This is a genomic window from Niastella koreensis GR20-10 (assembly GCF_000246855.1).
Taxonomy (GTDB): Bacteria; Bacteroidota; Bacteroidia; order Chitinophagales; family Chitinophagaceae; genus Niastella; species Niastella koreensis.
Genome location: NC_016609.1, coordinates 4,963,515 through 4,977,562, shown reverse-complemented (window position 1 = coordinate 4,977,562; position 14,048 = coordinate 4,963,515). Strand labels below are relative to the sequence as shown.

The window sequence follows — 14,048 nt, the reverse complement described above, 5'->3', positions numbered from 1 at the left end:
ACCGGATATTTTGTAATGAAAATGAAATACACACCCAGCTGTAGGGGCAGCCTGGTTTTAAGTGTTGAGTTTATGCACTGCGTTTCTATTGAACCTGAGAGGCTGCAATATACGTGGGAATTGGTAGTTATGCAAATTGTTGTTGAAGTGAGGCGGCTGAATTGGGAAAAGATAATGGGGTGAAAAGTAAAAGTTGACGGGTTAACAAGTGAACCTGTTAACCCGTCAACCTGTCAACTCTAAATTTATTTCAACACAGGCAATACTATATTACTACTGTTTGTTCCATCATGATAGATCTTTATAGAAGCCTTCTGAAAATCACTGTCATTGCATTCGTAAATATTTACAAATTTTTGCGGGTTGCGGTCAGCCAGCGGAAACCAGCTGCTTTGGATCTGGATCATCAGGCGATGACCTTTTTTAAAAGTATGAGCTACATCAGGTAATTCAAATTTTACTTCTTCCACTTTATTGGGTTTAAATGCTTCGGGCGCAGAAAAGCTTTTGCGAAAACGGCCACGCATGATCTCGCCACGCACCAGCATCTGGTAACCACCCATGGGAACCATACGGCCGGCATCGCGGCTTTGAGTCATTTCTGTGCCGGGATATTTAAAATCATCAGGGAAGACATCAATTACTTTTACTACAAAGTCGGCATCGGTAGTTGAAATGCTGGTGAGCAGATCAGCCACTACTGTGCCAGCCAGGGTAAGGTCGTTACTCAGAACGTCTGTTTGAAAGCTCAGTACATCTGTACGACGGCTGGCAAAACGCTGGTCATCGGTCATGTAATCGCGGGTGCGGGTGAAATGAATGTCTTCTGTATAAGGTACCGGATGGGCAGGGTCGCTCACATATTCGGAGAAACTGTTTTTAGCAGCTGGTTTTTCCCAACCCAGTTTGCCATCGGCCTGCAGGTAAATACGTTCATCTTTTTTATTGGCAGGAGGCCAAGTCTCGAATTGTTTCCATTCATTGGCGCCACTGAAGAAGATGGTTGCCTCTGCCAGTTTTGAAATATCGCCTTTGCCTTTCAGGTAATAATTAAAGAAGGGGATCTCTACATTGTTCTGGTACCAGGTACTGGTATTAGCCCCAAAACGAACATTGCCTAAATGCGTGCCATCGAGTGATGCCCATTGGCCATGAAACCAGGGGCCCATCACCAACCGGTTGGTGTTTTTGGCTTTTTTCTCAATAGCTTCATAGGTTCTCCACGCGCCAAAACAATCCTCCGCATCAAACAAACCACCAACGATCATGGTAGCGGTACCATTAGGTACATTGTTGGCAAAATTCCGCACGTTGCGGGCCTTCCACCAATCATCGTAATTGGGATGCGCATACAGGTCTTTCCAGAAAGTAAGGCTATCGCCGGTGAGCGTCATAAAATTCTTTAAAGCGCCGATACGCAGGTATGATTCATAGTTGTCGTTATCCGGGATATTGATGTTTTGCCGGGGCGCTACTTTGGTAGGGGTGGGGCGTGGATAACCAAAACCACTGCTGTAAAATGCCCAGCCATCCATCACGAAAAATACACCATTGTGATGGAAGTCATCTCCCTGAAACCAATCGGTAACCGGCGCCTGCGGGCTTACCGCCTTCAATGCCGGATGGCCGCTCAATGCAGCCATGGTGGAATAAAAACCAGGATAGGAAATACCGGTCACACCTACATTGCCATTGTTGTTTTCAACATTTTTTATCAGCCAGTCGATGGTATCATAGGTATCGCTGGCTTCATCGATATCCTGCGGTGTTTTTTTATTGGGGTTAAAAGGACGCACATCAACGAATGTACCCTCGCTTGCCCAGCGGCCGCGCACATCCTGGAAAACGAAGATGTAATTCTCTCTTGCGTAATAGCGTCTGTGGCTGATCCAGAGGCTGCGATTGAATTTATCTTCGCCGTAAGGACTACAGGAGTACGGTGTACGGCCCATTATAAACGGATGCTTTTCTGTAGCATCTTTTGGAATGTAAAGGCAGGTAAATAATTTAACGCCATCCCGCATGGGGATCATCACTTCTTTCTTGGTATAGTTATCGCGCAACCAGGCAGAATCCTGTTCGTTTTGCGCGTTCGCAGAAAGTAAAAAGAATAAGGCAGTAATGAAAAGAAATAATTTTCTCATGATTAGCTCTTAATTTAGATTTCTAAAAATACTGAATTAGCACTATCGAAACTCAGTATAAAGCGGCGTATAGTCGCATTGAGTCACATTTTAAATTGCTATTATGTCAACGCGCAGGAAATTTTTACACAGATCATTACTTGGTTCTTTAGGCTTTTTTTCAGGCAAACGAATATTGGCCCAATCTGCAGAAGTAGATTATCCAGCCATTAAAAATGAACCCATCGTTATCTCCACCTGGGATTTTGGCAAGGCTGCCAATGCCGAAGCCTGGACGGTGCTGGGCAAGGGAGGTCGCGCCCTGGATGCAGTAGAAGCGGGCGTAAAGATCCCCGAAGCCGATCCCAATAACCAATCGGTAGGGTATGGTGGATTGCCCGACCGGGATGGCCGGGTTACCCTCGATGCCTGTATTATGGATGAGCGATACAACTGTGGATCGGTGATGTGCCTGGAGCATATCATGCACCCCATCTCGGTTGCACGACTGGTTATGGAAAAAACGCCGCACGTAGTATTGGTGGGTGATGGCGCGTTGCAATTCGCCCTGGCGAATGGGTTTCAAAAAGAGAACCTCCTGACGCCTGAAAGTGAAAAAGCCTGGAAGGAATGGTTAAAAAACTCCAAATACGAGCCGGTTATAAATATCGAAAACAAATTGCATAAAGCCGCAAACGATTCAAGTATGCCCGGTGGTCCCAATAACCACGATACCATTGGCATGATTGCCATGGATGCCAGCGGCAATTTCAGCGGCGCCTGTACAACCAGTGGCATGGCTTTTAAAATGCATGGCCGGGTAGGGGATTCGCCCATAATCGGCGCGGGTTTGTACGTTGATAATGAAATTGGCGCAGCTACTTCAACCGGTGTGGGGGAGGAAGTGATCAGGATCGTAGGGTCGCACCTGGTGGTGGAATTGATGCGGCAGGGCCTGGCGCCGGAAGCAGCCTGCAAGAAGGCTGTAGAACGCATTGTAAGCCGTGGGCCGGCCCGTGCCAAAACTTTACAGGTGGGTTTCATTGCTATTAATAAAAAGGGTGAATACGGCGGATATGCTTTGCAGAAAGGGTTTACGTATGCAGTGAAATCAGGCAAGGAAGAGAAACTTGTTCCGGCAAAGAGCATTTATTAAAGTAAAGTTGTTACCTATTTCAGGTTACAAGGCTCGAATTTCCAGGCTCAAATCGTGATATCGGCAACCCTGTAACCTGTAACAGTTTCTTAAGTTAATATAGCAACAATTAAAACAAGAGCATGTTATTAGAAGTATGTGCGTTTAACCTGCAATCGGCTGTTATTGCAGAAAAAGTGGGAGCAAAGCGGGTAGAGTTATGTGAGAACCCGGCCGATGGCGGCACCACGCCTTCTTATGGAACTATAAAACAAACACGCGAAAAGATCGGCATTTCGTTGTATCCCATTGTGCGGCCAAGGGCGGGAAATTATTTCTTTGATGAAGATGAGTTCGCCATTATAAAACAGGATATCCTGTTGTGTAAAGAACTGGGCTGCGACGGCATTTCAACCGGCGTATCAAAAGGGAACGGCGAAATAGATACCGAGCGGTTAAAACGGATGGTGGAATGGGCCTATCCCATGGGCGTTACCTGCCACCGCGTTTTTGATGCCACGCCCGATCCCATGAAGGCGCTGGAAGATATTATAACCTGCGGGTGTGAGCGCGTTTTAACCAGCGGACAAAAACCATCGGCTCCTGAGGGTATTAACCTGCTGGCCGAACTGGTACAACAGGCCGATGGCCGTATTATCATTATGCCCGGCGCTGGTGTGCGGTCCGGCAATATTGAAACGCTGGTGAATGGTACGGGCGCCACGGAGTTTCATACTTCAGCGAGAATGATTGCGCCGGACCCGGTTACCTTCCGCAATCCGGCTATTCTGGATGCTACCGATTGGTACATCGCCAATGAAGAAGAACTGAGAAAGATAATGGAAGTGTTGAATAATATCAGTTTATAAGGTTGATAGGGTTGACAGAGTTGACACGTTGTACACCACGGCTCCATTCTCCTGTGTTCTTCATGGCCAGTCCCTGTAACATTTCAAAGCGAACGTTCTTACCGCCTACATTAAAACCAAAGAAGTCAATAGACAATAGACAATTGACAATTGCCTATTGTCTATTGACCTTCGTTCCCAGCCAGCTATTCCTGAATGTCTTCATCTCATTGGTAACCGGTAAACCAGCCTGTTCAAAAGTAACCACTGCCAAACCCGGGTTCTCGGCCAGGGTAAGCGAAGCGGTTTTATTCTCATCGCGATGTTTATAATGAATGTTGATCACGTCGCCTGGTTTATGTGTGGCGATGATTTCATTGATATCGGCCGGGCGGGCAACCAGTTTGCTGTCTATCTGCACGATCACATCATTAAAGTCGAGACCGGCATTGTACAACGGCGTATTGATAATAGTATTGGAGCTGATTTTGGTAGTGCCTTCTTCATATTGCACCTGACCCAGCCAGGCTTTACCGGGGTTTTGTTTTTTCAATCGCAACCCGGCTTTCTCCAGCAGGGGCGCATAATCGAACGATTCATGACCATTCACATAACGGGTAAAGAAATCGGCTGCAAAGGTTTTGTCGTGCGTAACATCGGCCAGCACTTCTTCCAGTCCCGGAACCGTATATGCGATCTCTGTTTTGCCAAAGCGTTTCCATAAAGCAGTCATATAATCATCCAGCGTTAATTGGAATTTTGAGCGCAAACTAAGGTCGAGGGCGAGTGCCGTAGCGCCGCCATATGGATAATAAGAACTGTACATGTTGGGGTAATTGGTGCGGTCGATAGATACCCCTGCATCAACAAAAACAGCGTTGCGGCTCACTTCTACCGGCGAATAGCGTTTGGCGCCTGCCGCTATTTCTTTGGAATAAATTAAACCGGTAAGAGAACCCATCAACCCATCAATGGGTTTTAAGCCGGAGCGACATAACAACAGTTCCCCATAATATTGCGTAAACCCTTCCGCACACCACAGTTCATTGCTCATATTGCTTTTTTCAAAATTGAAAGGCTCCAGCGTTTTCGGGCGAATGCGTTCTACATTCCAGTTATGAAAGAACTCATGGGCAAAAACTTCCAACTGATCATTGGTACCGGTAAAATTAAAAGGGAGACTGATCATGGTGGAATTACGGTGTTCCATGCCATCGCCTTCTACATACAGGTTAATACTGGCAATAAATGTATAGGTGCCATAATCGTACGCCGGCGTTTCACCAAAAACAGCCTGCTCTTCTTCAACCAGGCGTTTAATTTTAGCGGCAAATGAACCAGCCACTGTATCGGTAGTTTCGGCTTCCAACGCCAGCCTGAACTCGTAGCCTTTACCATCGGGATTGGTGATGTTCCATTTTTTCCAGTGCAGGTTGCCGATCTTGGTGGGGCAATCCATCAGGTATTGCAAACCGGGCGCTGTAAAGGTGAGGGGATCATCCGTTGGTTTTAACTGCGTGGCGATGGTCCAGTTTTTACCGGCAGGAATATTAAACGTAACGGTGATGGGGGCTTTATCAAATCCTTTGATCCACATCATTGCCGAAGGCATGTTGAGGTGAATGCTTGCCGGATCAACGCCGGAGTACGTCCCATCCGCCCAGGCGGCGTACAACGTATAATCAACCCGCACGGTGCCGTTTTGTTTGGGCACTTCATATACATCGCCGTCTATGCGGTTAATAGGGATGGAAGCACCGGTTTGGTCGAATGCTTTTACGTCGTATACATTTTTTCCAAATTCATGGGTGGCATAGCGGCCCGGTGAAGAACGACTCATGCGAAAAGTGGCCTTGCCAGCCGGAATACCTGAAGCCGTAACGCTGATACTGGCTTCGTGGTGATTAATATTGGGAAAGGATAGGGTGTAGTTGATCTTTTGGGCATAGGTATGCGAAAACCATAGTACGGCCAGGATCAGGAAAATTCTTTTTGTCATAATCATATCGTGTTGTAAAGAAGAAGCTACAATTTACAGGAAAATTAGAATTGTAAGCCTTGAGCCTTGAGGTCTTATTCCTTGTGCCTTTTCCTTAAATTTGATGTAAATGTGTGTACTATGACGGATCGTGAATTTCGTTTTATGCAGGCCGCGGTAGACCTGGCCAGAAATGGGATGAATAAGGGCGTAGGCGGGCCTTTTGGCTGTGTGATCGTAAAGGGCGATACCATTGTGGGCAGGGGTTGTAACAGCGTGGCCAGTTCAAATGATCCTACGGCGCATGCCGAAGTGGTGGCCATCCGCGATGCCTGTAAAAACCTGCAAACTTTTCAGCTGACCGACTGCGAAATATATACATCCTGTGAACCCTGCCCCATGTGTTTGGGCGCTATTTACTGGGCCCGGCCAAAGAAAGTTTACTTTGGTGCTACCCGGCACGATGCGGCGGCGGCAGGTTTTGACGACTCCATGATTTACCAGGAATTAACGGCCGACCTGCACGACCGGATTATTGAATGTGTAAACCTGGGCAGAGAAAGTGCAGTAGGGGTATTTGATGAATGGATAAAAAAAGCGGATAAAATAGTTTATTAGGTTTTTACAAACCTATTCTCTTTATAACTACGTAAGCCAGGACAACGATAATGAGAATAAATGCGATCGCTACGTATGTCCAGAAGCCGGTTTCGATCCTCCGTTTTTCGCGGCGGGTCTTTTTATCCTTGATGTAGGTAGATAATTCTTTGTTCAGCTGATCAACATATCCTTCCAGCTTTTTATTGCTGCCCATTTGTTGCAGTCCTTCCAGGGCTTCGTTCTCAAAATCATTGTCAACCATCCACATTTCCACTTCATGTTTTTCCTGGTCACTCAGCTTGCCGCTTAAGTAATCCATCAACTTCTGGTTGTCAATGTCTTTGTTACTATTGGATAATATGTTCAGTAAATCGTTGTTCATTGTTTCTGTACGTCAAAGTACGATCATTAGACCCCGGTTTTTATGAATGGTTTATTTTGCGCTCCAGCAAGATCTTCAAATTGCGTTTGCCGTTCTGGATATAGCTTTTTACCTGCATAAGGGTAAAACCCGTAATGTCGGCAATTTCGTTGTACGATCGTTTCTCCAGGTAGAACAAAGTTACGCACTGTTTTTGGTCTTTGTTCAGTTCCTGCAGGCATTCCTCCATCATTTCCAGTTGCCGGTCTTTTTCCAGGTGCGGGGTCAGTCCGGGATCGTCTTCAGGCGTAATGGCCATTTCATCCCTGATCTCGGCCGGGTTACGGCCTTGTTTATCGCGCAGCTTCATGAGGCAATGGTTCTTGGCCACCATGTACAGCCAGCTTTTAAAATACTCCACCTTGTATTTGTGCAGTTCGGTAATGGCTTTTAAAAATACCTGTTGCACACAGTCTTTTGCCTCTTCCTCGTTTTTTAGGTATTTCATGCAAACCCCCAGTAATAACAGGGTATATCGTTGCAATAGGATCCCCAGCCAGTGGTTATCGCGACTGGTATAAAAGGAGTTGAGCAATTGCTGATCGCTGATATGTGAATTAGGGTCTGGTTTCACTATGCGAAATTGCGTTTTTCTTAATACTAAGATGCATGTCGTTCAATATTCCATACATTTTTTTAACGCCCCCCCTTAACGGAATAAATGGTGTTTTATTATATAAAGGCAGCAGGCAGTGGGCCCGCCTACGCCAAGGCTTCGGCGGACGAGGCAGACGGCAAACGGCAGAAATGCCTTAGCTTTCGCCTTTGGGCTTTAGGCTTTCTGCTTGTGGCCTGAAGCTTGTAGCTTGTAGCTGTATTTTCGTTATTTTGCTGACAAATCCATCAGAATTTATGGCATATGCTATATGCAATGTGCCGGTAGCGCCCTTACGGGCCGAATCCGCGCATAAAAGTGAAATGGTTAGTCAGTTGTTGCTGGCAGAAGCAGCGCTCATCCTGGAAGAGTCAAAAGATTTTGTAAAACTGCAGTGCCTGTTCGATGGGTATGAGGGCTGGTGCCAGCGGCGACAGCTCACCATTATTGATGAATGGAATATCAGCAACCAACCGACATTATTCACGTCCGGGTTTACCAGTTTCATTACTATTAATGAGGCGCCGGCGCATGTGCCTATGGGTACTCCGGTATTGGATGCAAATAATGCGAAACAATTGGCCGGGGTATTGAGGATCAATTATAGTAAAGCTGCTACCTGGGATACCACCAATGTGAAGCCTGAAGAAGAAGGCATCAGGATGCGGGCAGAACAGGTATTGGGCACACCCTACCTGTGGGGTGGACGCTCTGCATTTGGCATCGACTGCAGCGGCTTTACGCAACTGGTGTTCCGCTATTTTAATATACCCCTTTTACGCGATGCCTATTTACAGGCAAGCCAGGGCGAAGTGGTTGGCTTTTTACAGGAAGCGCATTGCGGCGACCTCGCTTTCTTCGATAATGCCGAAGGCCGCATCACCCACGTAGGCATCCTGTTGAACGATCACGAGATCATTCACTCTGCCGGCAACGTGCGTATTGATAAGATCGATAGTGCGGGCATTGTTAACGTAGATACTGGCTTACGTACGCACCAGTTGAGGATTATTAAGAGGTACTTTTAGTTTTTTAAGAAGGAAGTTGATAGGGTTGATAGAGTTGATAAAGGGGAAAGTTAAAAAGAGCGAGATAGGAAAATAGTGAGGAATGTTGCCTTGTCGCGAGGCCTTTCACGTTTCACGGTTGACGTTTCACGAAAAAGCAAGTATGAAATCAATTGCCACTGATCTCATACCTGCAACTTCATATTAAAATGTTACATTTCGTCAGCACTAGGCCCGTAACTACCCGGAATAGGAACATCCAGTAACCTGAGGAACACGCCCAGTTGCGCCCGGTGGTGCACTATTTGACAGAAAGCCATTCTGATTACTTCAGCTTTTGTAGATACACTATAAATTTCCTCGCCATTGCGTAATGTCCAGTTGGGCAGCAGGTCGGCTTCGGTTGCCTTTTCCAAGTGCGCTTTCCCATCGGCATATGACTTTTCAAATGTTTCCAGTATACCGGCAGTGGTGTTTACGTCAGCAGGTTCGTATTTATTGGCGGCAAAATCAAGTTCACTTGTAGTAAGCGTAAAACTAACCCAGCCTGGTAACTCCGCAATATGGGTAGCCAGTTGTTTGATGGTCATGCTTTTTTCATGGGGCTTCCAGCTGAATTTGTTATCCGGAATTCTTGACAGCATCTTGCGCGTTGTTTGCGCTTCCTGCTCCATTTCTTTTAAAAGCATTGGGATAATTGACATAGTGTTGTGTTTTTGTAGCTACAAAGTAACCGGGGGTTGGTGACAACCCTATGTCAGCAGGTAAAAAGAAAAATGATCTTATTTTATGTCTGCCACATCATTAGTTAGTATTGGCGGGAAGGAATTGTGCGCCTGCAAAAAAAGGCAGCAATAAAGTCAGGCGTACTAAAATACCTAAATTATTCTGAGAAAATGATTGCTGACTTTAAGATGTAGAGATTTTGAGATTTGCCCGGGATTGAACCTTTCGACAATCTCAAAATCTCTAAATTCCGAAATCTCTGAATATCTTATTTCTTGTTCTTGAAAGTAGTATTGTAGAGTTTCATGGCGTCTTCGATAATGGCCAGTGCTTTGGCTTTATCACCGAATTCATTTACTTCTACTTTTTTATTTTCAAGTGTTTTATACTCTTCAAAGAAGTGGCGTAATTCATCAAAGAAATGGGGCGGAATTTCTTCGATATTGTTGTAGTGTCTTACGCTGGGGTCGGTGGCTGCAACAGCAATGATCTTATCGTCGCCATCGCCGTTATCGATCATTTGCATAACACCAATTACCTTGGCTTCCATCAAACACATGGCCTGTACAGGTTGCGAGGTAATTACCAATATATCAAGAGGATCTTTGTCGTCGCCGTAAGTCTGAGGAATAAATCCATAGTTACATGGATAATAGAACGAAGAATAAATGATACGGTCCAGCTTTAACAAGCCGCTTTCCTTATCAATTTCATACTTAGCCCTGGACCCCTGCGGAATCTCAATCAGTGCATTTACAATCCGTGGTGCCTGTTCGCCAGGAGTCACGCCATGCCAGGGATGGGAAACAGTTGTCATATTGTTATTTAAAATTTAAGCAAATCTATAATAAGTTCTGCTTCATATGGCTGGTAACAATCATGCGTGAACCCAATTAAAAAATCGGGCCGGATATTAGGATTGTATTCCCGGCCAGGCCGGGCTTCGTTAGGGGCGCAAAGTAACTACATAAAAAAATAACCCGCAACATTTACTGTCATGGTCTGCCTGTTACATTTTTATGATCGACTTCAGGTCAACCAGCCAGGTATCCTGCAGATGAACGATGCGTAAAGTGGTAGTATCGGCCGGATTGGAGGTGTGGTAGTATTTATATTCAACGGTTGAATCGTTGTCGCTGGTGATGGCAACCGGCCGGATGGTAGATGATTTGTATTTGTCTTTTTCTTTGCTGCTCAACTGTTTGTAATTAGCCTGTTGCTTTTCAAACAGCAGGGTGTTGGTAGAATCCTTCAATAAATAAAATGCAGCTTTATCATAATCTCCGTCCAGTGAAGCCCGGATGAACTCGGTACCGGCATCCTGTGCATTTTCAGCTTTTTTATAACCCTCGCTGCCCGATTTACAGGCTACAGCAGCCAAAAGGCAAAAACTGGCAATTAATTTCTTCATAATCAACAAAAATAGGCACTAGTGGGGATATATTCCATGCTTTTTTAGTGTAATACGTTTAAAGTGGGGCGGTTAGGGTTTCTTGCTGCAAGTTGACAGGGTTGACGGAGTTGACAAGGGAATACAGGTTTTAAATTCTTGCTTCTTGTTTCTAAGGTTTAAATTATTGGATTCTGTGTTATTGATGTTAGCAGGCGTTGCCGCGACGGCGAATCCGCCAGCTGGCGGAGTAGGAGGGCCAAAAAGAAGGAAGTACAAAACCAGCTAAGCTGACCTCATACTTCCTTTATCCTAATTTCAGAACTAACTACTTATTATCTTCCCGTTCTTTCCGGTCGCGCCAGTGCTCGCGGGGGCGTTGATCGGGGTGAACATCACTTTCCTTGTGATCCCGGTCGTAGGCCCTGATAATGGCTTTTACGAGGCGGTGACGTACCACGTCTTCTTCATCCAGCTCAATGTGGGCGATCCCGTCGATATTCCTGAGAATGCGGGCGGCTTTTTCCAAACCACTGCGTTGATTTTTCGGCAGGTCAATCTGCGTTAAATCACCGGTAATAATGGCCTTGGCGTTGGCGCCAATACGGGTCAGGAACATCTTCAGCTGCAGATCGGTTGAGTTCTGCGCCTCATCCAGGATGATAAAGGCATTATCGAGCGTACGGCCACGCATGTAAGCGAGGGGCGCAATTTCAATAACGCGGGTGCTCATATAATACCCCAGTTTATCGGCGGGTATCATATCGTCGAGCGCATCATACAGGGGGCGCAGATAGGGATCGATCTTCTCTTTCAGATCACCGGGCAAAAAGCCAAGGCTTTCACCGGCTTCCACCGCAGGGCGCGTAAGAATGATCTTTTTGACCATCTTGTTTTTCAATGCCCGAACGGCCAGGGCAACAGCGGTATAGGTTTTACCGGTACCGGCAGGGCCGATGGCAAATACAATGTCATTCTTTTCAGCTTCATGCACCAGTCTTTTCTGGTTAACGGTGCGGGCCCGTACTGTTCTTCCGTTGGGACCAAAAACGAGTATGTCGTTGGGGTTGCGATCGATAAAATTGTCAACTGTTTCTGCATCGTCGCCACCCAGGATCTGCTCAAAATAGTTCTCGCTCATATGGCCGTTGCGCTCCAGGTATTGAACGATGAGGTCAATTTTTTCCTTGGCGCTTTCGACTTGCTCGGGTGAGCCGCTTAATTTGATTTGCGTTCCTCTTGAAAGAATTTTAAGAAGCGGGAATTTTTTCTTGAGAATATCCAGTTTCTGGTTGTTTACACCGAAAAACTCAATAGGGTTTACAGTTTCAAGGCTAATGATTGTGTCTGTCAATGCGCATCAATTTAGGTTTCACAAATACAGGATAGCGTCCTGATATCCTCTTATATCATCTATTCCAAATATAATTATTTAGAACAGCATTTTAGTAAAGTTACTTATACACAACATGTGGAAAATCGAAAATGTTGTAGTGTTTTCGTTAAATAAAACGGATGCGGTTGGTGTAATGTATTGCGTGCTGAAAATGCAGTGGGAGAGGTATATATTAAATGAAAAATGTCCCGATGAATCGGGACATTTTCTATATGATAGTAAGTGGTTTGGCACTTATTTACTGATCTTGATCTCTGTTATTTTTATCGGTGAACCGTTTTTGTCATATTCAATGCTGGTGCAATGTTGCAGGATGTTTGGTTCGCTAACATCTTTTGAACAGATCTTTTCCAACTGGTTGGCCGCATTGTAAGCATATTCATTCAAAGGAACGCCAGTCATATAAGGCAGGGTTGCAGTAACAGGTCTTGAGCTGCCATTGTATTGCCACATAGGGAAAATGAACGGCACTTTTTTCTGTTGGCGGTTATCTACTTCCCAATTATCATTATCAAATTGTAATACTCTGCCGGGCGAGCTGATTTTTTGCAGTTTATCGCCGTTGTATGAGTACGTCCATGTATCTGTTTCCTGACCAACACCTGCAGGTATTACCTGTACAGTGGTGATAAGGCCGGTAGCATTAAAGGTGTATACCAGGTCATATTCTTTCTGGCCTGAAGGTGAACCTCCGCTTCCGCTTGCACGCATGAAATATTTCTCAATTTTGATCTCTTTCACTTTCTTTTTGGCAATGAAAGCCGGATTAGGCATGAATGGCAGACCTGGGTGTGATGACAGGTAGAAATTAATACCTGCATAATAATTGCTGGTGCTGAAGTCAAAGAAGTCATCAGGTCCTGCAGCTACAGTTTTGCTGTTTACAGGAGATTCTGAAGTTACCCTTGAATACTTTTTGGCACCATCGGTGATGGTTTTACCATCGTAGCTCAATGTCATTTTTGATGCATCGGGCTCAAAGTGTACCAGTTCGCTTCCATTAACGGTAAATGGTAAGAACTTGGCTTTACCTGGAAAATAAACAAATACTGAGGGGTTACTTTGTCCGCTTACGCTTACTAACAGGCTGTCCTTTTGGTCCTGGGTTTTCCATACTCCTTCAACATCGACTTTGTTTTGTCCAAAGCTGACTGCGGAGATGATGAGCAGAAGTGTGGTTAGGGAACACTTACTTATCATAGAACGGTTTTTAAAATTGATTGATAAAAATAATGAACTCACTTATTTTTTTAATGTTGACAATGCTTATTGTTTAGGGGTGTTCCGCATACTGCGGAACCGGGCAATATCATGGACCATTTTTCACTTTGAAAAAGTTGTTACAATGTTGTTTAAAGTTATTGTATCTACTATTTCGCTAATATAACAGACGAATCTGTTATTTAAAAGTGTATTGTAAAAGAACTTTGGTTATTGGTCGATTATTATATAGTAACCCACTCACTGTACAAAACGCACATTGCTGATTAATACCGGCTTAATGATGAAAAGGGAGAATAATTAAATACTGCAAGGGGATTAATGCTACCCGGAGCACGTAACAGGCTGGCTGTTTGTTTTTCCGGCTTCCATTGTTTGAAAGTAAGTAGAATTATATTCATCATAGGGTATTAGTATGCAGCGGCAAATTAGTAAATTAACTAATTTAAATACAGTGAAAAGGTTTTTTTTATTATAAAAAGATCGGTTTATTAATAATAGTTTACATACAAATGACATCGAAATAGTACTTATTCCGATATAATGATATAACGCAGAATTTTACCCGGCAGTATATTCGGGCTGAAATATGTTACAATATTTTAGCT

Annotated in this window: 13 protein-coding genes; 4 read left to right on the top strand and 9 right to left on the bottom strand. The window is 44.8% G+C overall.

The annotated features are described in order from the left end of the window. Window positions 1-245: 245 nt before the first annotated feature. A complete protein-coding gene (locus NIAKO_RS19420; RefSeq protein ID WP_014220154.1) occupies window positions 246-2,144 on the bottom strand; it encodes a CocE/NonD family hydrolase in 1,899 nt (632 codons plus the stop codon). A gap of 103 nt (window positions 2,145-2,247) precedes the next feature. Here NIAKO_RS19420 and NIAKO_RS19415 point away from each other — a divergent pair, with 103 nt between their 5' ends. Then, window positions 2,248-3,279, top strand: coding sequence for a glycosylasparaginase (locus tag NIAKO_RS19415; RefSeq protein ID WP_014220153.1), 1,032 nt, complete (start codon window positions 2,248-2,250; stop codon window positions 3,277-3,279). 122 nt (window positions 3,280-3,401) lie between these two features. Beyond that, entirely contained in the window at window positions 3,402-4,127 is a 726-nt protein-coding gene (locus NIAKO_RS19410) for a copper homeostasis protein CutC (RefSeq protein ID WP_014220152.1), read from the top strand. Window positions 4,128-4,281: 154 nt separating this feature from the next. On the opposite strand, the gene NIAKO_RS19405 is transcribed toward NIAKO_RS19410, so the two are convergent. Continuing rightward, a complete protein-coding gene (locus NIAKO_RS19405) occupies window positions 4,282-6,105 on the bottom strand; it encodes a M61 family metallopeptidase (protein WP_063721344.1) in 1,824 nt (607 codons plus the stop codon). 120 nt (window positions 6,106-6,225) lie between these two features. On the opposite strand from NIAKO_RS19405, the gene NIAKO_RS19400 reads away from it, so the two are divergent. After that, the gene (locus tag NIAKO_RS19400) at window positions 6,226-6,702 is read left to right on the top strand and encodes a nucleoside deaminase (protein ID WP_014220150.1); all 477 of its coding nucleotides are present in this window, start codon (window positions 6,226-6,228) and stop codon (window positions 6,700-6,702) included. Between the two features lie 4 nt (window positions 6,703-6,706). Here NIAKO_RS19400 and NIAKO_RS19395 read toward each other — a convergent pair whose 3' ends face one another. Further along, window positions 6,707-7,066 carry a hypothetical protein gene (locus tag NIAKO_RS19395; RefSeq protein ID WP_014220149.1) on the bottom strand — a complete coding sequence of 120 codons (360 nt, stop codon included), beginning with the start codon at window positions 7,064-7,066 and terminating at the stop codon, window positions 6,707-6,709. Between the two features lie 40 nt (window positions 7,067-7,106). Beyond that, on the bottom strand, window positions 7,107-7,679 hold the full coding sequence (locus tag NIAKO_RS19390) for an RNA polymerase sigma factor (RefSeq protein WP_014220148.1): 573 nt from the start codon (window positions 7,677-7,679) through the stop codon (window positions 7,107-7,109). A gap of 278 nt (window positions 7,680-7,957) precedes the next feature. Here NIAKO_RS19390 and NIAKO_RS19385 point away from each other — a divergent pair, with 278 nt between their 5' ends. Further along, the gene (locus NIAKO_RS19385) at window positions 7,958-8,728 is read left to right on the top strand and encodes a C40 family peptidase (RefSeq protein WP_014220146.1); all 771 of its coding nucleotides are present in this window, start codon (window positions 7,958-7,960) and stop codon (window positions 8,726-8,728) included. A 191-nt stretch (window positions 8,729-8,919) separates the two neighbouring features. On the opposite strand, the gene NIAKO_RS19380 is transcribed toward NIAKO_RS19385, so the two are convergent. The 5 genes from NIAKO_RS19380 to NIAKO_RS19360 all read right to left on the bottom strand — a co-directional run bounded on the left by NIAKO_RS19380 (window position 8,920) and on the right by NIAKO_RS19360 (window position 13,419). Next, window positions 8,920-9,411 (bottom strand): DinB family protein, encoded by a 492-nt coding sequence (locus tag NIAKO_RS19380; protein ID WP_014220145.1) that lies wholly within the window; start codon window positions 9,409-9,411, stop codon window positions 8,920-8,922. A 290-nt stretch (window positions 9,412-9,701) separates the two neighbouring features. Continuing rightward, window positions 9,702-10,250: an inorganic diphosphatase gene (locus NIAKO_RS19375; RefSeq protein WP_014220144.1), complete on the bottom strand. Its 549-nt coding sequence runs from the start codon at window positions 10,248-10,250 to the stop codon at window positions 9,702-9,704. A 192-nt stretch (window positions 10,251-10,442) separates the two neighbouring features. Next, the gene (locus NIAKO_RS19370) at window positions 10,443-10,844 is read right to left on the bottom strand and encodes a hypothetical protein (protein ID WP_014220143.1); all 402 of its coding nucleotides are present in this window, start codon (window positions 10,842-10,844) and stop codon (window positions 10,443-10,445) included. A 307-nt stretch (window positions 10,845-11,151) separates the two neighbouring features. Continuing rightward, on the bottom strand, window positions 11,152-12,177 hold the full coding sequence (locus NIAKO_RS19365; RefSeq protein WP_014220142.1) for a PhoH family protein: 1,026 nt from the start codon (window positions 12,175-12,177) through the stop codon (window positions 11,152-11,154). Between the two features lie 276 nt (window positions 12,178-12,453). Then, window positions 12,454-13,419 (bottom strand): hypothetical protein, encoded by a 966-nt coding sequence (locus NIAKO_RS19360; protein WP_014220141.1) that lies wholly within the window; start codon window positions 13,417-13,419, stop codon window positions 12,454-12,456. Between the last annotated feature and the right edge of the window lie 629 nt (window positions 13,420-14,048).

What these genes read in the sequence shown, in the direction of transcription:
- NIAKO_RS19370 (WP_014220143.1), bottom strand. Translation starts at nt 10,844, where the DNA reads ATGAAGAAATTAATTGCCAGTTTTTGCCTTTTGGCTGCTGTAGCCTGT.
- NIAKO_RS19400 (WP_014220150.1), top strand. Translation starts at nt 6,226, where the DNA reads ATGACGGATCGTGAATTTCGTTTTATGCAGGCCGCGGTAGACCTGGCC.
- NIAKO_RS19420 (WP_014220154.1), bottom strand. Translation starts at nt 2,144, where the DNA reads ATGAGAAAATTATTTCTTTTCATTACTGCCTTATTCTTTTTACTTTCT.
- NIAKO_RS19410 (WP_014220152.1), top strand. Translation starts at nt 3,402, where the DNA reads ATGTTATTAGAAGTATGTGCGTTTAACCTGCAATCGGCTGTTATTGCA.
- NIAKO_RS19415 (WP_014220153.1), top strand. Translation starts at nt 2,248, where the DNA reads ATGTCAACGCGCAGGAAATTTTTACACAGATCATTACTTGGTTCTTTA.
- NIAKO_RS19375 (WP_014220144.1), bottom strand. Translation starts at nt 10,250, where the DNA reads ATGACAACTGTTTCCCATCCCTGGCATGGCGTGACTCCTGGCGAACAG.
- NIAKO_RS19360 (WP_014220141.1), bottom strand. Translation starts at nt 13,419, where the DNA reads ATGATAAGTAAGTGTTCCCTAACCACACTTCTGCTCATCATCTCCGCA.
- NIAKO_RS19405 (WP_063721344.1), bottom strand. Translation starts at nt 6,105, where the DNA reads ATGACAAAAAGAATTTTCCTGATCCTGGCCGTACTATGGTTTTCGCAT.
- NIAKO_RS19385 (WP_014220146.1), top strand. Translation starts at nt 7,958, where the DNA reads ATGGCATATGCTATATGCAATGTGCCGGTAGCGCCCTTACGGGCCGAA.
- NIAKO_RS19395 (WP_014220149.1), bottom strand. Translation starts at nt 7,066, where the DNA reads ATGAACAACGATTTACTGAACATATTATCCAATAGTAACAAAGACATT.
- NIAKO_RS19380 (WP_014220145.1), bottom strand. Translation starts at nt 9,411, where the DNA reads ATGTCAATTATCCCAATGCTTTTAAAAGAAATGGAGCAGGAAGCGCAA.